At 50.9% G+C, this 26659-nt stretch carries 21 protein-coding genes and 1 tRNA gene; 16 read left to right on the forward strand and 6 right to left on the reverse strand.

From position 1 onward, the window contains the following. Positions 1-102 precede the first annotated feature (102 nt). Positions 103-1140 (reverse strand): aspartate--ammonia ligase, encoded by a 1038-nt coding sequence (asnA, locus tag NG346_RS06515; RefSeq protein WP_262279272.1) that lies wholly within the window; start codon positions 1138-1140, stop codon positions 103-105. 318 nt (positions 1141-1458) lie between these two features. Here asnA and NG346_RS06520 point away from each other — a divergent pair. The 3 genes from NG346_RS06520 to NG346_RS06530 all read left to right on the forward strand — a co-directional run bounded on the left by NG346_RS06520 (position 1459) and on the right by NG346_RS06530 (position 5384). After that, a tRNA-Arg gene (locus NG346_RS06520) sits at positions 1459-1532 on the forward strand. Between the two features lie 203 nt (positions 1533-1735). Continuing rightward, a complete protein-coding gene (gene pepT, locus NG346_RS06525) occupies positions 1736-2959 on the forward strand; it encodes a peptidase T (protein WP_262279273.1) in 1224 nt (407 codons plus the stop codon). 142 nt (positions 2960-3101) lie between these two features. After that, complete coding sequence (locus NG346_RS06530; RefSeq protein ID WP_154533003.1) at positions 3102-5384, forward strand: cation:proton antiporter; 2283 nt, start codon at positions 3102-3104, stop codon at positions 5382-5384. A 265-nt stretch (positions 5385-5649) separates the two neighbouring features. On the opposite strand, the gene NG346_RS06535 is transcribed toward NG346_RS06530, so the two are convergent. The 3 genes from NG346_RS06535 to NG346_RS06545 form a co-directional block, all read right to left on the reverse strand. Further along, entirely contained in the window at positions 5650-6078 is a 429-nt protein-coding gene (locus NG346_RS06535; protein ID WP_262279274.1) for an RNA-binding S4 domain-containing protein, read from the reverse strand. Positions 6079-6183: 105 nt separating this feature from the next. Next, on the reverse strand, positions 6184-6759 hold the full coding sequence (gene pth, locus NG346_RS06540; protein ID WP_262279275.1) for an aminoacyl-tRNA hydrolase: 576 nt from the start codon (positions 6757-6759) through the stop codon (positions 6184-6186). A gap of 33 nt (positions 6760-6792) precedes the next feature. Beyond that, positions 6793-7425 carry a 50S ribosomal protein L25/general stress protein Ctc gene (locus NG346_RS06545; protein ID WP_262279276.1) on the reverse strand — a complete coding sequence of 211 codons (633 nt, stop codon included), beginning with the start codon at positions 7423-7425 and terminating at the stop codon, positions 6793-6795. 226 nt (positions 7426-7651) lie between these two features. Here NG346_RS06545 and nusB point away from each other — a divergent pair, with 226 nt between their 5' ends. From nusB to queF, 8 genes are all read left to right on the forward strand, one after another. Beyond that, positions 7652-8752, forward strand: coding sequence for a transcription antitermination factor NusB (nusB, locus tag NG346_RS06550; protein WP_262279277.1), 1101 nt, complete (start codon positions 7652-7654; stop codon positions 8750-8752). A gap of 106 nt (positions 8753-8858) precedes the next feature. Next, the gene (gene yajC / locus NG346_RS06555) at positions 8859-9182 is read left to right on the forward strand and encodes a preprotein translocase subunit YajC (RefSeq protein ID WP_262279278.1); all 324 of its coding nucleotides are present in this window, start codon (positions 8859-8861) and stop codon (positions 9180-9182) included. Between the two features lie 19 nt (positions 9183-9201). Next, positions 9202-10155 (forward strand): YbbR-like domain-containing protein, encoded by a 954-nt coding sequence (locus NG346_RS06560; RefSeq protein WP_262279279.1) that lies wholly within the window; start codon positions 9202-9204, stop codon positions 10153-10155. After that, positions 10152-10718 carry a dephospho-CoA kinase gene (gene coaE / locus NG346_RS06565; protein WP_262279280.1) on the forward strand — a complete coding sequence of 189 codons (567 nt, stop codon included), beginning with the start codon at positions 10152-10154 and terminating at the stop codon, positions 10716-10718. The genes NG346_RS06560 and coaE overlap by 4 nt, the downstream gene beginning before the upstream one ends. A gap of 104 nt (positions 10719-10822) precedes the next feature. After that, positions 10823-11275 (forward strand): DUF5606 family protein, encoded by a 453-nt coding sequence (locus tag NG346_RS06570; RefSeq protein WP_262279281.1) that lies wholly within the window; start codon positions 10823-10825, stop codon positions 11273-11275. Positions 11276-11561: 286 nt separating this feature from the next. Continuing rightward, on the forward strand, positions 11562-12536 hold the full coding sequence (locus tag NG346_RS06575) for a calcium/sodium antiporter (protein WP_262279304.1): 975 nt from the start codon (positions 11562-11564) through the stop codon (positions 12534-12536). A 111-nt stretch (positions 12537-12647) separates the two neighbouring features. Beyond that, on the forward strand, positions 12648-13337 hold the full coding sequence (locus tag NG346_RS06580; protein WP_154532994.1) for a queuosine precursor transporter: 690 nt from the start codon (positions 12648-12650) through the stop codon (positions 13335-13337). Between the two features lie 45 nt (positions 13338-13382). After that, positions 13383-13844, forward strand: coding sequence for a preQ(1) synthase (queF, locus tag NG346_RS06585; RefSeq protein WP_262279282.1), 462 nt, complete (start codon positions 13383-13385; stop codon positions 13842-13844). Between the two features lie 604 nt (positions 13845-14448). Here queF and NG346_RS06590 read toward each other — a convergent pair. Beyond that, positions 14449-15297, reverse strand: a complete 849-nt coding sequence (locus NG346_RS06590; protein WP_317620783.1) for a hypothetical protein — start codon at positions 15295-15297, stop codon at positions 14449-14451. Between the two features lie 159 nt (positions 15298-15456). On the opposite strand from NG346_RS06590, the gene NG346_RS06595 reads away from it, so the two are divergent. From NG346_RS06595 to NG346_RS06615, 5 genes are all read left to right on the forward strand, one after another. Beyond that, positions 15457-17229, forward strand: coding sequence for a biotin/lipoyl-binding protein (locus NG346_RS06595; RefSeq protein ID WP_262279283.1), 1773 nt, complete (start codon positions 15457-15459; stop codon positions 17227-17229). A 118-nt stretch (positions 17230-17347) separates the two neighbouring features. After that, a complete protein-coding gene (locus NG346_RS06600) occupies positions 17348-17893 on the forward strand; it encodes an HD domain-containing protein (RefSeq protein WP_262279306.1) in 546 nt (181 codons plus the stop codon). Positions 17894-17990: 97 nt separating this feature from the next. After that, on the forward strand, positions 17991-20834 hold the full coding sequence (locus NG346_RS06605; RefSeq protein ID WP_262279284.1) for a putative LPS assembly protein LptD: 2844 nt from the start codon (positions 17991-17993) through the stop codon (positions 20832-20834). A 79-nt stretch (positions 20835-20913) separates the two neighbouring features. Continuing rightward, positions 20914-22089, forward strand: a complete 1176-nt coding sequence (locus NG346_RS06610; RefSeq protein WP_262279285.1) for a trans-sulfuration enzyme family protein — start codon at positions 20914-20916, stop codon at positions 22087-22089. A 77-nt stretch (positions 22090-22166) separates the two neighbouring features. Then, positions 22167-23342, forward strand: a complete 1176-nt coding sequence (locus NG346_RS06615; RefSeq protein WP_262279286.1) for a MalY/PatB family protein — start codon at positions 22167-22169, stop codon at positions 23340-23342. Positions 23343-23519: 177 nt separating this feature from the next. Here the strand turns inward: NG346_RS06615 and NG346_RS06620 are convergent, their stop codons facing one another. Beyond that, a complete protein-coding gene (locus tag NG346_RS06620; protein WP_262288455.1) occupies positions 23520-26474 on the reverse strand; it encodes a TonB-dependent receptor in 2955 nt (984 codons plus the stop codon). Positions 26475-26659 lie beyond the last annotated feature (185 nt).

Raw genomic sequence — 26659 nt, forward strand, 5'->3', positions numbered from 1 at the left:
ATTATAGAACAGAGAGCTACTGATATTAAGGTTTCTTAAATATAGAACCTTCTTTTTTGCGCACACGACCTAAGCAGTGTGCAACTTTTATTGTTGTATCTTTTAGATGAGTGGCATGCCGAGTTCCTCGCATTCCTTTCTCATGTCCTCGGGCCAGATGCTGGCTTGTATCTCACCGATATGCGCTTTGTGGAGCATGACCATGCACAGACGGCTCTGTCCGATACCGCCACCGATGCTCAGCGGCAGCTTGCCGTCGAGGAGCTGACGGTGGAAAAAGAGTTTCTCGCGCTCTTCCTTACCTTCTATCTTCAACTGGCGCAGCAATGCTTCCTTGTCCACACGGATACCCATAGAACTGATCTCAAACGAGCGGCCAAGCACAGGATACCAGATGAGGATGTCGCCGTTGAGGCCGGCCTTGCCGTTCTCTGCCACTGTCGACCAGTCGTCGTAGTCGGGAGCGCGTCCATCGTGCTTCTTTCCGTCGGAGAGCTTTCCACCGATACCTTCCACAAACACGGCACCGTACTTCTTGCAGATGGCATCCTCACGCTCGTGGGGAGAGAGGTTGGGATACATGTCGAGTAAGTCCTGGCTGTGGATGAAGTGGATATCGCGCGGCAGGAAGGGTTTCAACTGGGGATAGCTTTCGCATGCCAGGAACTCTGTGCGCAGGATAGCAGCATAGATGCGGCGCACCACATTCTCCAGGAAAGCAATCGTGCGGTCACCCTTCTCGATGACAGCCTCCCAGTCCCATTGGTCGACATAGAGCGAGTGGAGGTTGTCCATCTCCTCGTCGGCGCGTATGGCGTTCATGTCGGTGTAGATGCCGTAGCCCGGCTGTATATTGTATTCTGCCAGTGTCAGTCGCTTCCATTTAGCCAGGGAGTGCACGACCTCAGCCTTTGCCTCACCCATGTCCTTGATAGGGAAGGTGACAGGGCGCTCTACGCCGTTGAGGTCGTCGTTGATACCCAGACCCTGCAAGACGAAGAGCGGGGCGGTGACACGGCTCAACCTCAGCTCAGTGGCGAGGTTTTGCTGGAAGAACTCCTTGATCTGTTTGATACCCTGTTCTGTCTGATGTTTGTCGAGCAGGGCCTTGTAGCCTGTTGGCTTGATAAGTTTGCTCATTATATGATGATTATGTTAATATTGTCGTATAGTGATATGAATATGTATCTTCTACAATAGAATTTTCTTCTATTCTGCTGCAAAGTTACGCTATTAATTATAAATATGCAAGCAAAAGGCAAATTAATTTTTCAAATAGTAAATATTGGTCTTTGCTCTTCTGTCAGTTGTCAAGGCATAAGCAGTTTGACTTACACAATGTGAGCTCCTTGTTTCCCGACAGAAGGAATCCGATAGAAGCATTGTTTTTTTTTTAAGTTGAAAATTTGGTAATAGCGAAAATATTGCTTACCTTTGCAGAACGATAATAAAGAATATGGCCTCGTAGCTCAGTTGAATAGAGCATCAGATTCCGGTTCTGAGTGTCGCGGGTTTGAGTCCCACCGAGGTCACACTTTTGCGCTCCGCCGTTCCAAGGAACAGCGGAGCGCATTGTTTGTTTTTACACTTCCGACGGCAGTTTTTGTCGGGTCAAATCTTGTTTCCCCCCTCTCTTTACGTCCTTCTGTCTTTAAAAACTGCTAAAGTCTTTGCAATATGACTTAATTTCCTTATCTTTGCGAATAAAATATGAGAAACCAGTATTATATCTAAAATGGACATAACAGAAAGATTTATCAATTACACAAAGTTCGATACACAGTCGGCCGAGGACTCTCAGACCGTGCCGAGTACCGCCAAACAACTTATCTTCGCCAAATATCTTAAGGAGGAACTTGAGAGCGAAGGCCTCGAAGACGTCGAGATGGATGACATGGGCTATATCTACGCTACCCTGCCTGCCAACACGAAAAAGGAGACGCCGACCATTGGCTTCATCTCTCACTACGATACGGCGCTGGATGCAAGTGGCGCAAATATCAAGGCCCGTATCGTGAAAAACTACGATGGAGGCGACATTGAGTTGTCATCGGGCATCATTTCTTCTCCTAAGAAATTTCCAGAGCTGCTTGCCCACAAGGGCGAAGACCTGATTGTCACCGACGGCACTACGCTGCTTGGCGCTGATGACAAGGCCGGCATCGCAGAGATCGTTCAGGCCATGTGCTACCTGCGGGATCACAAGGAAATCGAGCACGGCAAGATACGTGTTGCCTTCAATCCCGACGAGGAGATCGGCATGGGCGCCCACCATTTCGATGTGGAGAAGTTTGGATGTGACTGGGCTTATACGATGGACGGCGGTGATATCGGTGATCTGGAATATGAAAACTTTAATGCAGCATCGGCTAAGGTGACCATTAAGGGATGCAGTGTGCACACAGGATATGCCAAGGGTAAGATGGTCAACGCCAGCCGCCTGGCTTGCGAGTTCAATGCTCACATCCCGGAGACTGACATACCTGAGACTACAGAAGGCTATCAGGGCTTCTATCATCTGCTGGGCATCGAGAGCCATTGCGAGCAGGCCAAATTGAGCTATATCATTCGCGATCACGACCGTCGCAAGTTTGAAGACCGTAAAGACTTCATGGAGAACATTGCCAAGGAGATGAATGAGAAGTATGGCGAAGGCACGGTGAAGGTAGACATCAAGGATCAGTACTACAATATGAAGGAGAAAATTGATCCCAAGATGTATGTGATCGACATCGTCCTGAAGGCTATGCAGGAGAGTGGTGTCACACCGAAGGTGGAGCCTATCCGTGGCGGCACCGATGGTGCACAGTTGAGTTTCCGTGGACTGCCTTGCCCCAACATCTTTGCCGGTGGTGTGAACTTCCATGGGCCCTATGAGTTTGTCTCCATCCAAGTGATGAACAAAGCCGTGGATGTCATCGTGAAGATTTGCCAGATAGCCGGTACGTTCAACGACTAATAACTTGTTTTTGAATGGAGAGGCATGGCGCTTCTCCATTCAAGACCTTGTGTTGTCGGCACATTTCCTCTGTATTCTGTCTTATCTCGTTTTTCTCCTTGTTGTGGGAAAGGCGGGGATCACTCCTATTTATATATTATAGATGTCTGAACTTCCCAATCTGGTCAAAGACTTGGCACTTATTCTTGTAGTTGCCGGAGCCGTTACATTACTGTTTAAGAAACTTAAGCAGCCGCTTGTGCTGGGCTATATTGTAGCCGGATTCTTAGTGAGTCCCCACATGCCTTACACCATGTCGATACTTGACAAACACGATATCCAGACGTGGGCAGACATAGGCGTGCTCTTCCTGTTGTTCTCTTTGGGTCTCGACTTCTCGTTCAAGAAGATCCTTAAGATGGGCATGGCACCGGTCATCGCGGCCTTGTCGATCGTCTTCAGCATGATCATCTTAGGCATCAGTGTGGGGCATCTCTTCCATTGGAACCATTACGACTGCATCTTCCTTGGCGGTATGCTTGCCATGTCGTCGACGACAATCATCTACAAGGCCTTCGACGACATGGATCTCCGTCAGCAGGGCTTTGCTTCGCTGGTGATGAGTGTACTCATTCTTGAGGACATCCTTGCCATCGTCATGATGGTGATGCTGTCGGCTATTGCCAGTGGCAGTGATCCCAATGGCGGGCAGATGCTCGATTCGGTGTTGAAGATAGGCTTCTTCCTCGTGCTGTGGTTTGTTGTCGGTCTTTTCATCGTTCCCACCTTTCTGCGGCAGACACGCCGGCTGATGACCGACGAGACGATGGTCATCGTGGCCTTGGGTCTTTGCTGTCTGATGGCGTGGATCTCCACCGCTGTCGGCTTCAGCTCAGCCTTCGGTGCCTTTGTCATGGGCAGCATTTTGGCGGAGACGATCGAAGCTGACAAGATCGAGCGGTTGGTGGAACCGGTGAAGAATCTCTTCGGCGCCATCTTCTTCGTGTCGGTAGGTATGCTTGTCGAGCCCAGTGTGCTCGTGGACTACGCCCTGCCTATTGCCGCATTGGTGGTGACCATCCTTGTTGGACAGGGCATCTTCGGCACGCTGGGTTTCATGCTCAGTGGTCAGCCGTTGAAGACAGCCATGCGCTGTGGCTTCTCGATGGCACAGATTGGTGAGTTTGCCTTCATCATCGCCTCACTTGGACTCTCGCTCGGTGTGATCAGCAACTTTCTCTATCCTGTTGTCGTGGCAGTCTCGGTCATCACCACGTTCCTGACTCCTTACATGATCCGTGCCGCTGTACCCTGCTACGACGGCCTGGAGCATGTCCTGCCCAAGCGGTGGATTCGTCGGCTCAACCACTTCGGTCAGGCTCATCAAAACACGGTAGAGGAGCAGAGCAACTGGAAACGTTTGCTCACCAAGATGGCAGTCTCTACCTTGGTCTACACCATTCTGTGCATGGCCGTGACTGCCGTGATGCTGTCCTTTGCCTTGCCCTTCTTTCGTCATTTACTGCCCCACTGGTGGGCCAATGGCGTGTGTGGTGTGCTGTTGCTGCTGTTGTTGGCACCTTTCCTGCGTGCCATCGTGATGAAACATAACCATAGCGAGGAGTTCAGGACGCTGTGGGTTCAGAGTCGTATGAACCGTCTGCCGCTGCTGTTCACCGTTCTTGCACGTGTCGTGATCGCTGCTGCCTTTCTGTTCTATATCTGCAACTATCTGGCCCGCTTCGCCAATGCCGTTGTCATCACGCTGGCTTTGGTGGTGCTGACGCTGATCGTCTTGTCACGCAGGATGAAGAAGCGGTCCATCGCCTTGGAGCGTCTCTTCGTTCAGAACCTTCGCAGTCGAGAGATAGAAGCCCAGGTTCAGGGCAAGCGCCGTCCGTTGTATGGCGATCATCTCTTGGAGCGCGATATCCATGTGTCGGATTTCGATGTGCCCGAGGACAGCGCATGGGCGGGACAGTCTTTGCGCCAGTTACAGTTCCGCACGCGCTATGGTGTACACGTGAGCAGCATCCTGCGTGGCCATCAGCGCATCAACATCCCCGGCGGTGATGACATCATCTTCCCGGGTGACCGTCTCCAGGCTATCGGCAGCGATGAGCAGCTGCAGGCATTTGGCAAGGCTCTCAAGGGAGAACTGGTGCCTGAAGACCCGAATATAGAAGAAAGGGAGATGAAATTAAGAAAGATGGTACTGTCGCGCTCCTGCGCTTTCTTGGGCAAGACTCTTGGTGAGAGTGGCATCAGAGACCGCTATAGTTGCATGGTAGTGGGCGTGGAGGAAGGTCAGCAAAACTTGACCATGATTAGTCCCTCGCGTAAGTTTACGGTCGGAGATATCATCTGGGTAGTAGGGGAGCGCAACTCTCTGGAGATGCTGGCCGAAGCCAACAACGGAAAAAATGCGACAAGCAGCTGTGAATAACGATGGCAGCTAAGATAGAAGAAAACAAAAAGAGGAGGCAATGACGGTTTTGTGGTCATTGCCTCCTCTTTTTGCTGATATTCGTCATGGAGCGGCCGCACAGGCATCTATGGGAAATGCAGTCAGTCTCACGCTGGGGGGCTAATAGCTTCTGGGCTTGAAACCGTGCTCGATAAAGGGTGCGCTCCTTCTTGAGTGCAACACTTCGTGTTAAGAGTAAAGGGAGTGTGCCATGCTTGAGCGTGTCGCTTCATGTTTCGGTTTGTCACTCGTCATCATCGTCAAAGCCGAACATGGCAGGCTCGATGAAGGCGTCGAGGGCCCGTCGCTCTTTTTTGGTGGGGCGTCCCGTGCCTCTTGCTCTGTCGACGAAACCGCTGATGCGGCTCATCTCCAAAAGTTCATATTGCTTGGGATCCGTGACGTTTTCGTAGACTTGCGGAATGAGTTTGGCGCCAACACGCTGTTCGATACAAGCCAGAATGCGGAAAGAGTAGGTGATGGGCGGTTTTTTCACGCTGACGACCTGCCCCTCTTTAACAATATGGCTTGGCTTTACGTTGGCTCCGTCTACGGTCACACGGCTGTTCTTGATAGCATCCACTGCCAGGGAACGTGTTTTATAAACACGTGCTGCCCAAAGCCATTTGTCGATGCGGGCCGAAGGACCGTGCTGAGGAAGAGTATCTTTCATACAATGTTGAATGATGAATGATGAGGAATGAATGATTGCAATGACGAATGTTGAATGTGGAATGATGAATGTTGACTTCATTCATCATTCCACATTCAACATTGTTTAGTGCTTTTTTCCCAGTTTGTTGTACTGGTTCATCGTGTTGTCGATGCCTTGGAGGACAAAGCTCTTGATGATGTCTACTGCCATGTCGATGGTAGGCTGCAACACTTTCATGTCGTCGTCGGAGTAATGGCCGAGCACCCAGTCGATCTGTCCGCCACGTGGATAGTCGTTGCCGATGCCCACGCGCAGGCGTGCGAAGTTCTGGCCGATCAGTTGCATGATATGTCCCAGACCATTGTGTCCTCCATTGCTTCCATTGGCTTTCAGCCGGAAATCGCCCAAGGGCAATGCCACATCATCACTGACGACGAGCAACCGGCTTTGGTCGATTTTCTCTTCGTTGAGCCAATAGCGCACGGCGTTGCCGCTGAGGTTCATAAACGTCGTCGGTTTGAGCAAGAACACCTTTCTGCCTTTCAGGGACGTCTCAGCCACAAAGCCGTAACGGCGATCCTCAAAACAAATATTGGACGCTTTAGCAAAAGCGTCCAATACCATAAATCCTGTATTGTGGCGAGTACCGGCGTATTCATCACCGGGATTACCCAGACCACAGATCAAATACTTATCCAATGTCTATCGATATCGGTAACCTACAGAGATGGATTACTTGCTCTCAGCGTCAGCTTCTGCGTCTGCAGAAGCGTCAGTGTCGTCGCTGGCTGCGCTGGCGTTGGCGTTACGTGTCATCTTCACGGAGCAAACGACCACGTCCTTGCCTGTAGCGAGCTCCAGACCCTCGTAAGAGAGCTGGCCAACCTTGATGCTCTTACCAATGCGCAGAGCAGTGACGTCGACGTCGAGGTGCTCAGGAATCTGCTGGTAAGGAGCAGTAACGTTGATCTTACGGATAGAGAGGTTCATACGGCCACCGTCGCGAACACCCTGTGCCAGACCTACGAGCTTCACAGGAATACCGATGGTGATAGGCTTCTGATCGTTGACCTCATAGAAGTCGACGTGCAGAGGAGCGTCTGTGACGGGGTGGAACTGGATCTCTTTGAGCACAGCAGTGTGGTCAGTGCCGTCGATGTTGATCTTCACGACATAGATGTGGGGAGTGTAGATGAGCTTGCGCAGCTCGCTGAAGGGAGAGGCAAAAGCCAATGCTACTGGCTTGCCGTCTACGCGCTCCTCACCATAGAGGTTGCAGGGAACCATTCCCTCCTTACGAAGGGCTTTAGAAGCTTTCTTACCAAGGGCCTCGCGCTTCTTACCTGAAATGCTGATTTCTTTCATTTGTGTTACTCTAAATTAAATCGTTAATTAATTCGCCATCACACTGAATCAATAATATGTATCAATCTGAAAAGCGGTGCAAAGGTAGTGCTTTTATTTGAATTGAGCAAAGCAATGTGCAAAGTTTATCTAAAAAAATAGTCTTTTGATACCTCTTTCTTGCATATCCACGGAATTTTCCCTACTTTTGCAGCGTAAAACATGTTTTAAGACGGAATAGAAGAAAATGATTAATCGCGAACTAATACGTATAAAGATAGTCCAGTTAACCTATGCATACTATCAAAACGGTAATAAGAATATGGACGCAGCTGAGAAGGAACTGCTTTTCAGCCTCTCCAAGGCATACGACTTGTACAACTATCTCTTGGATCTGATGGTCGCCATCACGCAGGAGGAGCGTCATCGTCTCGATGTGCTCAATCAGCGTGCTGAGCGTGAGGGCACACAGCCGGCCTCGCCCAAATTCGCTTTCAACAAATTCGCGGTTCAACTGGAAGAGAACAAGATGCTCAATGAGTTCCTTGAGGACAAGAAACTCACATGGAAAGACGATATAGAGTTCATCCGTAAGCTGTGCAACCAGATCGAGCAGAGCGAGCTGTATCAAGAGTATATGAAAACTCCCGAGACGACTTACGACGAAGATCGTGAACTGTGGCGCCGGCTCTATAAGATGTTTATCGAAACCAACGACGATCTCGACGCTCTGCTGGAGGAGAAGAGCCTCTATTGGAATGACGACAAGGAGGTGGTGGATACCTTCGTGCTGAAGACCATCAAGCGCTTCGATCCGAAGAACAAGAACAAGCAGGAACTGCTGCCGGAATGGAAGGATGTCGAGGACAAAGACTTTGCCCGCAAACTCTTCCGCTCCACGATTCTCAATGCCGATGAGTATCAGCACTACATGAGTGAGGCTTCCCGCAACTGGGATTTCTCGCGTCTGGCCTATATGGACGTAGTGATCATGCAGATCGCTATTGCAGAGATGCTCACCTTCCCAAATATTCCGGTGTCGGTGACGATCAACGAGTATGTGGAGTTGGCTAAGCTCTATTCCACTCCGCGCAGTGGCGGATATATCAATGGCATGCTCGACTCCATCGCCCGCCATCTGATCGACAGCGGTAAGATGATGAAAGAGATGCCTGAGCGCTCAGAACGCCCCGATCATCAGCCGATGGGTCGAAATGGTCAGTCGGCAGGTCGCATGCGCTTTGTCCATCACGATGCGCCGGTCGAGGCTCCCCAGCCTGAAGAAGACAGCGAGGATGCTCAGCCTTCAGAAGCGAAAGCGTCAGAAGAGCCCGAAGAGCAGGAGTAGACTATATATAATGTAGACTATATATAATAATGTGTAGCGTGCCTCTGGCATCAATGGGGTATGCGGCTATTCATAACAAAACAATCATCTTTTAATCAGACAGTAAATGAATACAATGGTACTGGCTGCTCAGGCAGCTCAACAAGGAGGCGGCTTCGGTGGAATGCTCATCATGCTGGTGGCACTCTTCGCCATCATGTGGTTCTTCATGATTCGCCCCCAGCAGAAGAAACAAAAAAAGATACGCGAGTTCCAGAACTCTTTGCAGGAAGGATCTAAGGTCGTCACCGGCGGTGGTGTCTATGGCACCGTGAAGCGTCTCGACAACGAGAAGAATGTCGTCGAGGTTGAAGTGGCACGTGGCGTGGTGATCTCGGTTGATAAGAACTACGTCTTCCAGGACGCAGCTCAGCAGCAGCCTAATGCATAATATAGGGTCTTTCCTCAATATGGTCAGAAGCTTCTTGTTCAGTTCCAAGAACAAGCAGTTTCTGATTTTCTTATTCTTCCTCTTCCTCTCAGGCATCTTCTGGCTGATGGAGACGCTCAACGAGACGTATGACGAAGAGTTTCCGGTCGCCGTGCGCCTTGTCGGAGTGCCCAAGAACGTGGTGATTACCACGCCGCTGACCGACACGGTGCGTGTGACTGTCCACGACAAGGGCTTTATGCTCTTGGGCTATGCCACGAGTCGTCGCTTTCGTCCGGTAGTGCTGAAGTTCGACACTTATGCCGACGGCGAGACGGGACACGGCATTGTACCGATGGTCGACATCCAACGGCAGATCAGGCAGCAACTTTTCTCCTCGTCTACCATCTCGGGTATCAAGAGCGACCGGTTGGACTTCTACTTCAACTATGGTCGGAAAAAAGAGGTGAAGGTGAGTCTGGCGGGAAACATTGTGCCGGCCAAAGACTATTATCTTTCTCATGTGCAGTTCTGGCCCGACAAGGTGACGGTCTATGCCAGCAAAGCCAAGTTGGACAGCATCGAGACGGTGATGACAGAGTTTCTCCGCATCACCAACTTCTCTGATACGGTGACGAGAGTGGTCAGACTCCGGCCTATCAACGGCGTAAAGATCACACCGGCAAAAGTCAAAATCACCCTGTTTCCCGACATCCTCACCGAGGAGACCATGGAAGTGCCAATCACAGCAATCAACAGACCCATCGGAACAGTCATCCGCACATTCCCCCAGCGGGTCAATGTGACGTTTACCGTCGGTGCCAGTCTCTATCGTCAAGTCAAGGCCAGTGACTTCCGTGTGGTGGTGGACTTCAAAGATATCTCAGCCCACCCGTCGGATAAATGCAATCTCTACGTCACACAACGGCCGAGAGGTGTAAGCAATGTCCGGCTTGAGATGAACCAGGTCGATTATCTCATAGAGCAGCAATGAAAAGAATCGCGATCACCGGTGGCATAGGTAGCGGAAAGAGCTTTGTCTGTCGTCTCCTTGCCCAACGCGGCATGCAGGTCTATGACTGTGACGCTGCTGCCAAGCGGCTGATGCGCACAGACGCTGTCTTGCAACGTCAGTTGCGTGAGCTCGTGGGCGACGATGTCTACCAAGGCCATGATTTGCAGAAGAGAGTGTTGGCGAGTTTCCTGCTTGCCTCTGATGAGAACAAGCAGGCTGTCGACAACATTGTGCATCCGGCAGTGGCACAGGACTTCGAGCAGAGCGGCTGTGCATGGCTGGAGAGTGCTATCCTTTTCGACAGTGGCTTTGACCGTCGTGTGGCTTTCGATGCTTTCGTCTTTGTCGACGCACCTTTGGAGGTGAGAGTTCGCCGGATCATGGCCCGCGACCATATTACTCGCGAGAAAGCCATGCAGTGGATCGACAGCCAGTTGCCGGCCGAAGAGGTGAGACGTCGTTGCGACTACACGATCGTGAACGACGGTGAAGCTGATCTCGACAGGCAGGTTGATGACATGCTTCGCGCGTTGGGGCAGTAGGCAGTAAGCAGCAGGAGGGTGACGCGCTCTGTTGGTAATAAAGAGAATGCACAAGACAGAAATCAATCAATAAACATCATAACAAAGCAAAATTTTAGCAAACAATGGAAACAATATTATCGATTGCCGGTAAGCCCGGATTGTATAAGTTGGTAAGTCGTGGTAAGATGAATCTGATCGTTGAGGCTATTGATGCCACACATCGCCGTCAGCCCGCCTTCGCTACCGACAAGGTGACCAGCCTGGGCGATATTGCCATGTACACTACCGGTGATGATGTGCCTTTGTGGCAGGTGCTGGACAATGTAGCCAAGAAGGAAGGCTGCAAGGAAGCCTCCATCAACTACAAGAAGGTATCCGGCAAGGAACTCCGTGCATATTTCAAGGAGGTGCTGCCCGAGTTTGACGAGGATCGTGTTCACGACAGCGACATCAAGAAGTTGTTGCAGTGGTACAACATTCTGGTCACCAACGGCTATTCCGACTTCAAGGCTACTTTGGCTCCCGAGGAGGCAGAGAGCAGTGAGGAAAACAAAGAGACAGAGGCTGCTAAGTAATAGCAGTGTTGAGTTGACATATTGTCATACAATTATGCCACAGTGGCCGGCTGGCTGCTGTGGCATATCTGTTGCAATCTATAGTGCAGATAAGTAAGCAAATAGGTTTAAGCATTTTTGAAGCATTTAGGTTTTGTACCAGTCTCTTAAGGCATAAGCCAAGTGCAGGCTTTGACATAAGAGCATAATAGATTGATAGATTTATAATTGTGTGATTGTTAGTTTTAGACCCTGAGTATGTGAATATTCAGGGTTTTTTCGTACCTTTGCAAAAAATATGTTTAATATGAGTTTGTTGCTGTTTAACTTTGCTCCTTCTCAAACTTGGATTCAGGTTGCTTTGTTGGTAATAGGCATCGTAGCTGTGGTGAAGTCAGCAGGCTGGCTCACTGATGGTTCGGTAGGTATCGCCACTCGTATGGGTATTCCTCAAATCGTGATAGGTCTGACCGTTGTGGCCATGGGAACCTCCATGCCTGAGTTCTTCGTCAGTCTGATGTCTGCACTTGGCGGCAAACCTGGTTTGGCAGTGGGCAATGTGGTTGGCAGCAACATCTTCAATGCTTTGCTCATTGTGGGTGTGGCAGCTATGGTCGCCCCGATCTCCATCCTTCATGGCACCGTGAAACGCGACATCCCGTTTGCGCTTGTTGCTTCTGTAGTGCTGTTGATGCTCTGTCTGGACGGCAACATCAGCAGGGTGGATTCAGCTATACTGTTTGTTTTGTTTCTCGTGTTCATGTATCTGACGCTGCTTGAAGCCAGGAAAGGCATGAAGGCAGGCGAGGATTCTTTGGAGCAGCCGGTCAATATCGGTGTGGGCAAAGCGTCCTTGCTAATCGTCGTTGGCTTGATCGGACTGATTGTCGGTTCAGAGGTGTTTGTGGATAATGCCTCAGCATTGGCCCATACCTTAGGCGTGAGCGATGCCGTGATCGGTCTGACGATTGTGGCCTGCGGTACGTCGTTGCCTGAGCTCGCTACCAGCACAGTTGCTGCCAGCAGAGGTAACAGTGGCATTGCCATTGGCAATGTGTTAGGCTCCAATGTGTTCAACATTCTGATGATTCTTGGCGTCACCGGCATCATCTCCCCGATGAGTACGCAAGGCATTACCACTGTAGATCTCAGCGTGATGGTTATCTCCATGATTCTGCTTTGGCTCTTTTCCTTCACCAAGTATCGCATTGAGCGCTGGGAAGGAGGCGTACTGTCGGCGCTCTTTATCGGATATATCGCTTATCTTCTTTGTCAGGTATAGGCTTGGAGCCGTCGCCATTCATCACTGTTTAAATTCAATATTCAATACTGTATTTAATTCATTATTCAATATTTTACAGAGTGCTTGTCTAACCTCTTTAAAAACAAGAACATGAAAAGAGAAAAACAATCCGTGAGCGTGCTGTTCATGCTGTTCAGCACCCTCTTTTGTGTTTGTCTGATTACGGCAAACGTGTTGGAAACGAAGCAGATTGCCGTGGGGCCTGTCAATCTGACGGGCGGACTGCTGGTATTTCCCGTATCCTATATTATTAATGACTGCGTGTGCGAAGTGTGGGGCTATCGCAAGGCTCGTCTGCTGATTTGGCTGGGCTTTGGCATGAATTTCTTCTTCGTGGCGATGGGAGCCCTGTGTGATGCCATTCCCGGTGCGCCCTACTGGCACAATGAGGAAGGCTTCCATGCCGTTTTTGGTTTAGCACCCCGCATAGCCCTGGCTTCTTTTGTGGCGTTCGTTGTGGGCAGTTTTATGAATGCCTACGTGATGAGCAAGATGAAGATCCGTGATAAAGGCCGTCATTTCTCCTCCCGTGCCATTTGGAGTACGGTGGCCGGAGAGAGTTGCGACTCACTGATCTTCTTTCCGCTGGCCTTGGGTGGAGTTGTGCCGCTCACGGCTCTGCCTGCGCTGATGCTGTGGCAAGTAGTGCTCAAGACTGTCTATGAGATCATTGCACTGCCGGTGACCATTCGCGTCGTGAAAAGACTTAAGGAGCACGAAGGTGAGGATGTCTATGACGTAGGCGTCAACTATAATATATGGAATGTGTTCAGCCTCTGATAAGGCTGGAAAGATAGAAATCAGATGATTCAAACAAAAAACAATATGGAAGATACACGCAAATCAGAGGGACTCAAAGCCCTCGGTGCCAAGACACAATACAAGATGGACTATGCTCCGGAAGTGCTGGAGACCTTTGTCAACAAACATCAGGATCACGACTATTGGGTGCGGTTCAACTGCCCTGAGTTTACGTCGCTTTGTCCGATCACCGGACAACCCGACTTTGCTGAGATCCGCATCAGCTACATCCCTGATGTGCGTATGGTGGAGAGCAAGAGCCTGAAGCTCTATCTTTTCAGCTTCCGCAATCATGGCGACTTCCATGAAGACTGTGTCAACATTATCATGGAGGACTTGATCAAGTTGATGGATCCTAAATATATAGAGGTGACGGGATTGTTCACTCCCCGTGGGGGCATCAGCATCTATCCTTATGCAAACTATGGGCGCAAGGGCACACGCTATGAGCTCTTGGCACAGAAACGTTTCGAGACGCACGAATAGGCGTGAATGAAAACAGATAGAGGCTCAGTCATAATATTGTTGGATAAACTGACAATTTTCCGCCTCTGTGGCGGCGATTTTTTGAAGCAAGCCCTCTTCTGCTCTTGATTTTGCGATTTTTAGCTACTTTTTGTAAGTGGCTAATAATCAGAGGTGTACAATCAAGTCGCTTTGCCTACCAAAATCAAAAGGGTACTTTGACGAGAAATTCTCTAGAGAATTTCTCGTCAAAGCACCCTTTTCTTGTTATCATCTCACTGAGATGACCTCGTCATCTCGGTTAGATGACAGAGTAAAATCACTGAGATGACCAAACGAAGCTATAAAAATGGCCTTTTCGCAGTTGCTTTTTCTATTTTATAATACGTTTTTTTTCTATTTTGAGACTTCTTCCCGACTGGTTTTTGTCAAGTTCTTTGTTTGCACGGTAAGACGTCAAGAAGAAAAGGTTTCAGTCGCTTTGCTTTCCTGATTGCTTGTTCCTCGCAGAGCGCATATTGGCATGAAGGATCCATAAAAAGATGCGCATATACCTAAAAAAACCTGGTCACCATTTGAGACAATGGTGCCCAGGGCTTTTTGCATTCGGAGATCTGTTGTGCAGTTATTTGCTTTCCGTGGCCTGCTGGAGGGCCTGCTTGCTGCGCATGGCAGCGATGGCATTGGCCCGCTTGTTGACATCGTTGATGTCGCTCTTGCGGTAGTAGCTGCGGCTCTGTCCGTCGGATGAGAGCACGAGAGAGTCGGCATCTAAGTAGTCAACGTCGCAGGTGTCGTTTACCATATTCGTTACTGACACCTGCCCCGTGTCGCTGAACTTCGGGATGCCTCTTGCGATGACGATCTTGCCATTCCAGATGCCCCAGGCGACGTAATAGCCCAGTTGAGGATAGACCACTGGGCTCTCTTCGGCCAGAGTGCTGCTTTCTTTGACATAGCCGACGCTTTGAGCTTGCCACTGCCGCTTGAGCCAGAAGCCATATTCGCGCGGGATGAGGAACGTCTCTTTCATCGAGTCGCTCATGTTCTCCATCATGCGGGCCTGCAGGCGCTTGCTCATTTTGGCATAGTCGCGCATCTTCGGCATGACGATATAGCACCAGATGCCGCGCAACTGGTCGAGATCCATCACGAAGTCAGCCACGTGCTTGTCGTGTTTGTTGGTGAGCAGACAGATCCAGTCACCCGTCTTGATCTTGCCCCGGACCTTGTGGTTGCGTGTGGCGTCAATGATGTCGTATTTCACCGGATCACTTCCGTCGTTGGGCAGGAGCAGAATGGTAGAGTCGTTACAGCCCTCGCAGGCCAGTCCATAGACGGTCTTGTCGCCTGTGATCTTCAGTTCCGACTCCAACTGAATGTTGGAGAGATCTTTTGTTGCTTTGTCACTGCTGCAAGCTGCAAACAAGCCTGCGGCCAAAGTGACAGTGATCAATGTTTTTGCACGCATCATCGAGAGTGTTACTTTTTGAGTGCAAAGATAGTTATAAATCATAAAAAATCAACCGTACAAGCCGTATTTTGCTTTTTTTTATTTAATTTTGCAGCCTTAGCGAGGGAGGAAGAGACTCCCACAGCAAGAAATAGATGAAAACAGAAGTAGTAGATAAATATGAGTAAGAAAATTCAGTTCAGTCTCGTTTATCGTGACATGTGGCAGAGCTCAGGTAAGTTTCAGCCACGCAAGGATCAGTTGGAGCGTATTGCTCCGGTCATCATAGACATGGGATGTTTCTCCCGTGTGGAAACCAACGGCGGTGCTTTTGAGCAAGTGCAGCTCTTGGCTGGTGAGAATCCTAACGATGCAGTGCGTGCCTTCTGCAAGCCTTTCAATGAGGCAGGCATCAAGACCCACATGCTTGATCGTGGCTTGAATGCCCTGCGTATGTATCCTGTGCCTGACGATGTGCGTGCGATGATGTATCGTGTCAAGCATGCCCAGGGTGTGGACATTCCCCGTATCTTCGATGGTCTGAATGACATCCGCAACATCGCGCCGTCTATCAAGTGGGCCAAGGAAGCAGGTATGACACCGCAGGGAACACTGTGTATCACCACTTCACCCGTCCATACACTTGAATACTACAGCCATCTGGCTGATCAGGAAATAGAGGCCGGTGCAGAGGAAATCTGCCTGAAGGATATGGCCGGTATCGGTCAGCCTGCCTTCTTGGGCAAGCTCACCAAGATGATCAAGGACAAGCATCCCGAGATCATCATCGAGTATCATGGCCATTCCGGTCCGGGTCTGAGTATGGCTTCTATCCTGGAAGTCTGCAAGAACGGCGCCGACATTATCGACACTGCCATTGAGCCGCTGTCGTGGGGTAAGGTTCATCCCGATGTCATCTCTGTGCAGAGCATGTTGAAGAACGCCGGCTTTGAGGTGGCAGACATCAACATGGACGCCTATATGAAGGCACGTGCGCTGACCCAGGAGTTCATCGACGAGTGGTTGGGCTACTTCATCAATCCTCAAAACAAGTTGATGTCCTCGCTCTTGTTGAGCTGCGGACTGCCCGGCGGTATGATGGGTTCGATGATGAGCGACCTTGGCGGCATCCGCGGAACTATCAACAATCTGCGTAAGAAGAAAGGCGAACCCGAGTTGAGCGTCGACGATCTGCTCATCAAGCTCTTCAATGAGGTTGCTTACGTATGGCCTCGCGTGGGCTATCCACCATTGGTGACACCGTTCTCTCAGTATACAAAGAACATCTCTTTGATGAACTTGCTGTCTATGGAGCAAGGCAAGGGACGCTATGTCTATATGGATGATTCCATGTGGGGAATGATTCTCGGCCGCAGTGGCAAGGTGCCTGGCGAGATCGCTCCCGAGCTGAAGGAACTGGCCAAGGAAAAAGGCTATGAGTTTACCGACATTGATCCGCATACCTTGCTGAAACCCGCTTTGGACGACTTCAAGAAGGAGATGGACGAGAACGGATGGGACTATGGCAAGGACGACGAAGAACTCTTCGAGCTCGCCATGCACCCCGAGCAGTATCGCAACTACAAGAGCGGTCAGGCAAAGAAGAACATGCTGGCCGACCTGCAGAAGGCTAAGGATGCCAAGATGGGCAGCAAACTCTCTGCAGAGGAGCTCGCCGCCTTCAAGCACGCCAAGGCAGACGCTATTGTCGCTCCGGTGAAGGGTCAGGTGTTCTGGGAGTTCCAGGGCGAGGGCGAGTGCGCTCCTGCCGTAGAGCCTTACATTGGCAAGGAATATAAGGAAGGCGATACCTTCTGCTATATTCAGGCTCCTTGGGGCGAGTTTGTGGAGGTCAAGGCTGATCTCGGCGGCAAGCTCGTGGAGATCAACGCCAAGCAGGGCAGCAAAGTCCAGAAGGGCAATGTCATCGCTTACATAGAGCGTCAACACTAATATCATATTTCATCATCTATTCTTCTCTTTGCTTCCCAAAGAGCAGAGCCGTCGCCGCTGTGGCGTGGCCAGGCCTGCAAAGAAGCAAGGAGAAGGGTGGATGATGAATTCGTTTTATATGGATTATCAGAAGATCATAGACAAATACTATCCTGCCGACGATGAGTTGCGCCATATCCTGCTCGTTCACAGTCGTGCTGTGACGGCGCGGGCATTGGAGATCTGCGACCGTCATCCCGAGTTGAATCTCGACCGGCAGTTTGTCGAGGAGGCAGCGATGCTTCACGACATCGGCATCTTCCGTTGTGACGCGCCCGGCATTGCCTGTCACGGTACAGAGCCTTATATCTGTCACGGCCGTTTGGGCGCAGAGCTGATGCGTGAGGAAGGCTATCCCAAGCATGCCCGCGTATGCGAGCGGCATACCGGCGCGGGACTGACCAAAGAGGAGATCGTGCGTCAGAACTTGCCGTTGCCACATCAGGATTTCCTGCCTGAGACACTGGAAGAGAAGCTGATTTGCTATGCTGATAAGTTCTACAGCAAGTCCAATCTCAAGAAAGTCAAGACGCCAGAGCAGGCCGCGAAGAGCCTTGCCAAGTTTGGAGAGAACGGTCTCCAGCGTTTCCTGCAATGGAAAACCCTGTTTGAGCCTGAACGTTAAAAATGCGTAAACCCTCGGTTGTTCAACAGATATTGCGTAATTTTGCATAGCTCATGATGAGCGCTATTCATTGTATTCACATTATTCAGAATATCCATTGAGAAGTAAGCCTTTCATTATATTATCGGCAGTGGGTGTCATGGTTGTGGCCATGGCCAGTGGCGCTATGCCTTCTCCCGACAAGCGGCTTACCGGCAAGAAGGCTGATACCACACAGACGGACTCCTCCCGTGTCAAAGGATTGCAGGCAGATGATGCCGCTACCGACACCACGGACATGGACTCGCTGCAACTCGCTGTCTATCACCACAACAAGGCGGTAGACGACTCGCTGCGCCTCGACTCCATCAACCGTAAGAAGAAAAACGGCATCGATGCCCCCGTGACCTATCAGGCCGATGACTCGCTGGTGTATATGGCATCCTCCAATACCGCCCATCTCTACGGTTCGGCTGAGGTGAAGTACGAGAATATGGACTTGAAGAGCGACAAGATCAAGTTGAGTCTTGACAGCAGTCTTGTGCATGCTACCGGATCCAAAGACACCACGGCAAAGGACGGTATCAAGGGTAAGCCAGTCTTTGTCATGGGGCAGGACACCTACGACACCGACACAATGTCGTTTAACTTCAAGACCAAGAAAGGATTCATCAAACATGTATATACCCAGCAGGAGGATGGCTTCCTGACCAGTGAGCAGTCAAAACGCAACGACAATGGTGAGATCTATCTGGCTCACGGACGCTACACCACTTGCGACGCACCGCATCCCGACTTCTATATTGCTTTGTCGCGTGCCAAGGTACGTCCCGGCAAGGATGTGGTCTTTGGCCCGGCCTATCTGGTTGTCGCCGATGTGCCGTTGCCTTTCGCCATTCCTTACGGCTTTTTCCCCTTCACCAAGAGCTATTCCAGTGGCTTCATCATGCCGACGTATGGTGATGAGAACAGCCGTGGATTCTATTTGCGCGATGGCGGCTACTATTTTGCCATGAGTGACAAGTGGGATCTGAAGCTCTTGGGCGAGATCTACACCAAAGGCTCGTGGGGCTTCTCGGCAGCCAGCAACTATCGGAAACGCTATAAATACAGTGGCTCATTCCTCTTCAGCTATCAGGACACCAAGACCGGTGACAAGGGCATGCCGGACTTCTCTGAGCAGAAGAGCTTCAAACTGCAATGGAGCCACCGCCAAGACGCTAAGGCCAACCCTTTCAGCAGTCTTTCGGCAAGCGTCAACTTTGCGTCTTCGAAGTATGAGCGCAACAATCTGACGAGTATGTACAATCCGCAGTCGCTTACCCAGTCGACACGTACCTCTTCGGTCAGTTGGAGCACCACCTTCTCCAGCATCGGACTGTCGCTGAGTTCCTCTGCCAACCTCTCGCAGAATATGCGCGATTCGAGTATCGCCATGACGTTGCCCGACCTGAATATCAACATCTCACGCTTCTATCCCTTCCGCCGCAAGCATCAGGTGGGCGACGAGAAATGGTATGAGAAGATCTCGATGAGCTATACCGGACAGCTCAGCAACTCGATCAACACCAAGGAAGACAAGCTCATGCACTCCAATCTTATCAAGGACTGGAAAAACGGCATGCAGCACAACATACCGATCAGCGGCAACTTTACGCTGTTCAACTATATCAACATCTCGCCCTCCTTCAACTTCACTGACCGTATGTATTCGAGCAAGGTCACTCGCTCCTGGGACCAGGCGAGACAGGAAGAGGTGCGGGACACGACTTACGGCTTCCACAATGTCTATAACTGGAACCTGAGTCTCTCGGCCAATACCAAGCTCTATCTGTTTGCCGTCCCTAACAGAAAGATCTTCGGCGATAAGATTCAGGCCATCCGCAATGTCATCACACCGCAGATCTCCTTCAGCTATGCGCCTGATTTCGGTGCTTCGCGCTACGGCTATTATCAGACCTATCAGAAGACTGATGCCGACGGCAACGTGTCGCTCGTGGAGTATTCACCCTATTCCGACCAGCTCTATTCCGTGCCGGGCAAAGGCAAGACGGGTAGCATCTCGATGGACTTGTCCAACAATCTTGAGATGAAAATCAAGAGCGACGAGGATTCGACGGGTTTCAAGAAGATCAGTCTTATCGATGAACTCGGTGCCAGCATGTCCTACAACATGGCGGCCTCTTATCATAAGTGGAGTGATCTGAGCATGCGACTGAGACTGAAATGGTGGAAGAACTATACTTTCAACATGAATGCGGTCTTTGCTACCTACGCTTATGATCTCGACGAAAACGGCAAGCCTTATGTCGGTAACCATACAGAGTGGGGCCGTGGCCGCTTTGGCCGTTTCCAGGGCATGTCGCAGAACATCTCCTATACGCTCACTCCCGAGAAGATTGCCAAACTCTTCGGTGGTGGAAGCGATGAGGACAAGGACAACAAGAACAAAGACAACAACGATGATGACGAGGGCATAGACACCGACATCAACAGTAATGTCGATGACGAGATGATCAAGGCACAGAATGGAGCCAAGAAGAAAAGTGGTGGCGGAAAGGCCAGCACCGACGACGACGGCTATATGCGCTTCTCCATGCCTTGGTCCATCACCTTCGGCTATGGCATCACGATGAGGGAGAACACTTCCGGGAAGTTCAACTATAAGAGTATGCGCTATCCCTACAGCTTCTCCCAGACTCTGAATATGAGCGGCAACCTGCGCATCAGCGACGGATGGAATATCAGCTTCTCCAGTGGTTATGATTTCGACAACCACAAGATCTCAATGACCACAGCGTCGTTGCAGCGCGATCTTCACTGCTTCAACATGAGTTGCTCTGTGGTGCTGGCTCCATACACAAGCTATAACTTCACCTTCCGTTGCAACGCTGCCACACTTACCGACGCACTGAAGTATGACAAGCGGAGCGGTTACAGCAATGCTGTGCAGTGGTATTAATCCTGTCGTACAGGGTTGCTGTATGGCGTGAGGTACTAAAGTAGAACTTTCGTAAAGAACTATTATTGATAAAGAGATTATGAAGAAACAGACACAAGCCATACATGTGCCCTATAAGCGGCGCGACGCTTACGATGCACTCAGTATGCCGGTGTACAATGCAGTAGCCTATGAGTTTGACAATGCTCAGACGATGAGCGATGCCTTTTGCAACCGTATCGACGCACCTGACTATTCCCGTTGTGAAAATCCTACGGTTTCCAACTTTGAGGAACGTGTCAAGGCCCTCACCGGCGCAAAGAATGTCATTGCGCTCAATAGTGGTATGGCAGCTATCAGCAATACGATCATGGCACTTGCGGCACAAGGCAAGAATGTTGTGACATCGAAGCATCTTTTTGGCAACACGTTCTCTTTGCTCATGTCCACCCTCCGCAAATTCGGTGTGGGCTGCAAGCTTGCAGATCTGACTGATCCGGAGGCTGTGGAGGCTGTTATCAACGAGAATACATGCTGCATCTTTTTGGAGATCATCACCAACCCGCAGATGGAGGTGGCTGACTTGAGCAAGCTGGCAGAGATCGCCCACGCCCATCATATCCCATTGGTAGCCGACACGACAACCATTCCCTTCACGATGTTCTCTTCCCATGACTTGGGCGTAGACATCGAGGTGGTGTCCAGTACGAAGTATGTCAGCGGTGGCGCTACATCATTAGGCGGACTGGTCATCGACTATGGCACCACACCGCATTTTGGTGAGGTGATGAAAAACGAGATGCTTTTTAATCTTGGCGCTTACATGACTCCGCAGGTGGCTTTCCTGCAGACGATGGGACTGGAGACACTCGACGCGCGCTATCGTGTGCAGTCCTCCAATGCATTGGTCTTGGCACAAAAGCTTCAGACTCTCCCTCAGATCAAGCGGGTCAACTATGTGGGCTTGGAGGATAATCCTTTTCATGAGCTCGCACAGCGGCAGTTCGGCACCACGGCAGGCGCTATGGTGTGCATAGATTTGGAGTCGAAAGATGCTTGCTTCCGCATGATTGATCATCTGAAACTCATCCACCGTGCTACCAATCTCTTCGACAACCGCACGCTGGCCATCCATCCTGCCAGTACAATCTTTGGTCTCTTCCCTGACAAAATGAAAAAGGCAATGGATGTCAGCGACACGACGATCCGTCTCTCCATCGGATTGGAGGATGTCGACGATCTCTTTGAGGACATCAAGCAGGCTTTGGAGGGCTAATTATAGGAATCATGAGAGTTGGGCATAGCCCCGGCCTCAACTCTCACCTTTCACCTTTCAACTCTCAACTCTTAGTTATGCAATACGATTTCGATACGATCATTGAGCGGCGTGGTTCGGGTGATCTCATGCACGAGGCACTGAAACCACGCTGGGGACGTGACGACCTGCAACCCTTGTGGGTGGCAGATATGGATTTTGCAGTCTGTCCGGAGATTCTCGATGCCTTGCGTCATCGGTTGGAGCATCCTATTCTCGGCTACACTATAGAGCCGGAAGATTACTTCCCCGCTATCCACGACTGGGTCCTCTCCCATCATCAGTGGGACATCAAGCGGGAGTGGCTGTCGTTTATTCCCGGTATCGTCAAGGGCATAGGACTGGTCTGCAACATCTTTCTGAAGTCCGACGAAAAGGTGATCGTCATGCCGCCGGTCTATCATCCTTTCTTCCTCACGCCCCGCGGCAATCATCGGGAGGTGGTGTGGAATCCGCTTATCAGACGGGAGGATGGTTACTACGACATGGATTTCGAGGGCTTGGAGCGAGTTTGCGACGACAAGTGCCGGCTGCTGATACTATGCAATCCTCACAATCCGGGTGGCATCTGCTGGACACGTGAGACGCTCAGCCGGTTAGCTGACTTCTGCTATGATCATCGCCTGCTGGTCATCTCGGACGAGATTCATTGCGATATGGCACTCTTCGGACACCGCCATATATCTTTTGCCAGCGTGTCGGAGAAGGCTGCTAACATCAGCATTACGTTTCAGTCGCCCACGAAGACATTCAATATCGCTGGCATCATCACCAGTCATGCCATCGTGCCCAACAAGGAATTGCGTGACCGCTTTTTTGGTTGGCTCAAGGCCAATGAATTGGATGAGGCGCATATCTTTGCCCATATCGCCACGGTAGCTGCCTTCCGCAAGGGAGAGGAGTGGCGTCGGCAGATGCTGGCTTACGTGGAGGATAACATCCGTTTCGTGGAAGACTATTGTCGGGAGCATATCCCCGGCATCCGTCCGCTGCGCCCCCAGGCCTCCTTCCTCGTATGGCTTGACTGCCGGGATCTGCAGCTGAGCCATGAAGCACTGCTCGACCTCTTCATCGACAAGGCTCATCTGGCTCTCAACGACGGCGAGATGTTCGGACCCGGCGGTGAAGGCTTCATGCGACTCAACGTAGGCTCACCACGAAACTATATCCGCCAGGCTTTGGAGAAACTCGCCAAGGCAGTGAAAGCACTATAGGGATACACCTTATTTATATAGGAGACTGCGGATACACCTTATTATATATGGGGTTGTCAAGAGCAGTTTCCTTACATACAACAAAAAAAGGGAACTCAGTGAAGAGTTCCCTTTTTTTGTGCTTTTATGCTTTAGTGCTTTCATACCTTGCACTATCATGCTTTATTCTATAGTGTTTTAGAATCCGCCGAAGCCACCGCCACGTGGAGGTCTGCCACCACCAAAGCCACCCATTGGCGGGCGTCCTCCACGACCAGGACCCATGCCGGGACCACGATGACCGTCACCGGGCCCCATGCCTTTGCCGCCAAAGAGATTGAGACGATAGTTGACGTGGAGCATCACGTAGCTGTTGATGCTGTTATACTCAGTGTTGCTGCTCTGCATGGCCGTGATGGTGCGTGAGAGGTTGCTTTGGTTGTGGAGAATGTCGTAGAACTGCAACATCACTGTGAGGGGCTTACCACGCAGGAAACTCTGTGCGAGTTGTGCATTCCATACCAGCTCGTTGGTGTTGAGCGAAGGATCGCTGTAGCCTCGGCGGCTGTTCTCGTGGAGGTCTGTAGAGAGCGACATGCCCCAAGGCAGAGAGAAGTTGACGTTGGCACCATAGGCAAACTGCCACGTATCGAGGTTGGCGGTGGACTGAAGCTCATTGCGAGAGTGGCGATAGGAGAGCTGTCCGTCGAGTTCCACCTCCAGCCAGCTGTTGCGGTAGCTGCCAGAGAGACGCTCCCAAAGGTTGAGATCCTTGGTAGTGCTCTTCTGCGAGTCAGAGGTGCTGTTGAGCGTCACATAGCCTACGTTGTTGGCATAGCTCATGTTGGTGAACGTGTTGATATTCCAGATACCAGCCGAGTCAAGCGGTGTGTTGAACATAAAGGCACCGTTCATGTTCCATTGTCCGTTGATGTTTTCCGGCCGTGTGGTGCGTCCACCAGTCTTCTCGTCGTAGGTCACCTTAGAGCTGATGGAGTTGTTGGTGGTGGAGAATCCCAGGTGTGCCATCATAGCGCGCTGTGTCTTCTCCCAGTAGTTGTTATAGAAGAACCGGAAATTTTGTGTGAATGACGGTTTCAGTCCCGGGTTACCTTTCTGAATGTTGAGCGGGTCAGAGTCGTCGGTGATGTCGAGGAGCTGCGAGATGCTGGGCTGCGCCGTGTTGGCTCGGTAGTTGATGCGCAGGTTGCTGACCTTGCTGAAGCGGTAGCGGAAGTCGAAGGTCGGCGAGACGTTGAAGACATTGCGTGTGGTGTCGACGCTGATGCCCTGGTAGTCCTGGATATAGTGCGACTTCTGTGGCTGTGCCATCACACCGGCGTTGAGTTGCCATTTGGTGCGTATCATGCGCAGCATGAGCTCCACGATATGTGTATAGTTCTTATATTCCGAGTAGCGGCTCAGATTAGTGTCGAGGTAATCGGTGTAGGGGTTGGCGAGACGGTCAAGATAGTTGCCCCAAGAGCGGTAGGCGGGATTGATACCCGAGAAGAGGTCTTCACCGAGATTGGAGAAGTCGTAAGTAGAGCGGTCGCTTTTGCTGTAGCTGTATTTAAAGCGGTAGCGCAGTTGCAGGAAGGCACCGCGCCACAGCGGCTCGCTGTATGTAGCCTGCAAGGTGTAGCCGTAGTTCTTTGTCGGCGTGAGGCTGTAGCGGTTGGTCTGATAGGTAGAGTCCTGTCCCAGGGCGTTTTGAATCTGATAGAGATGCACGTTGCTGGTGGAGAGATTCTTGCTGTCGTTGTCGGAGTAGTTGGCGTCGGCACGCAGCGTGACGTTTCGCCCACGGCTGTTGAGACGACGGTTGTATTGCAGTTCTGCGCCGAGGCTCTTGTTGCGGGAAAAGCTCATGGAAGTGTTGCGACGGCTGTTGACGAGTTGTCCATTCTCGTCGAGTGTCTTAAAGCCATCCTCAGAAAGCGGATCCACCACATATTTAAATGGGTCGTCGTTGAAGGAGGCCGAGTTGTTGGCGCCCAGTCCGTCGCTGGTGGAGTAGGAGGCAGTGGGGCGGAACAAGATGTTGGTCATCGTGTCGGGTGTCCACTCGATGCGTGCCTGCCCGTTCCAGCTGTTGGAGCGGGAATAGCTTTGGTTGAGGCTGTTGGAGAAGGAAGCCGACTTGCTGACGAAGTTCTCACTGGAGTTCTTCGAGTAGATGTCGCCGTCGCTGTGGTTCCATCTGACGCTGCCATCGACTTTAACAACGTTTTTCTTCTCATAGTTGACATTCGCGCCTCCCATTTTCGAAGCGTTGAGTCCGTTGCGGTTTCTGCCGAATCCGCCACGTCCACCGAATCCCATGTCGTTGACATTGTTGGTGTTACCCATGACAAAGACGCGAGCCTCCTTGTTAAACCATCCACCGAAAAGTCTTTCGGCATACCGGTCTTTTGTCCCTACGCCGAGATCGACGTTGGCCATGGTCCCGTTGCCCATTCCAGCTTTCGTGCCGAAGTCGAGCACAGTTTGCTCGTCGCCATCGTCGATACCGGTGACGCGTGCCAGGTCACTCTTTTGGTCGTAGGCCTTCACCTTGTCGATGATGCTCGTCGGGATATTCTTCATGGCCGTTTTGGTATCTCCGGTCATAAACTCCTTGCCGTCGAGCATGATCTTTTTCACCTCTTTGCCGTTGATGGTGATCTTGCCGTCGTCGCTCACCTGAGCGCCGGGCAATCGCTTGACGAGTTCCTCGATGGTGGAGCCCTCGGGAGTGCGGTAGGCAGCACTGTTATATACAAAGGTGTCCTCTTTGAGCGTCACCTTCAGGGCCTGTGCTGTCACCTGTGCCTCTTTGAGCATCACAGCGTCGGAGTGGATGACGATGTTGCCCAAGGCCAAGTTGTGCTCAGCCTCCATCTGCAGACGCTTGATGGCGGTGACATAGCCGATGCTCGAAATCTTCAGCAGGTACTTGCCGGGAGCAGGCGCCTGAATGACAAACTTACCGCTGTCGTTGCTCACCGAACCGGAGACAAAAGCTGAGTCGGCTTTGAGCAGCTGAACGGTGACCATAGGTACTGGCTCTTTCGAGTCGCGGTCGATGAGCGTACCGCTGATCTTCTGTTGCGCTGTCGCTGATGCTATCGTCATCATCAATAGCAAAGCGAGGAGTAATGCTTTCTTCATATCTGATATTGAAAATTCTATTCTGAATACAGAATGCTTTGTTTGTCGTGCAAAAACAATTATATGACGTTGACGTCTGCTGAAAGTTTAATCAATATCCTGTCTTAGTGGTGTATTTCTCATCTTTAACTCTAATTAATACGCTGAGGTAACAATTGTTACCGGTACTCCTTTTCTTTCTTCCT

It is taken from the genome of Hallella absiana (assembly GCF_025457485.1).
In the GTDB taxonomy this organism is placed as follows: Bacteria; Bacteroidota; Bacteroidia; order Bacteroidales; family Bacteroidaceae; genus Prevotella; species Prevotella absiana.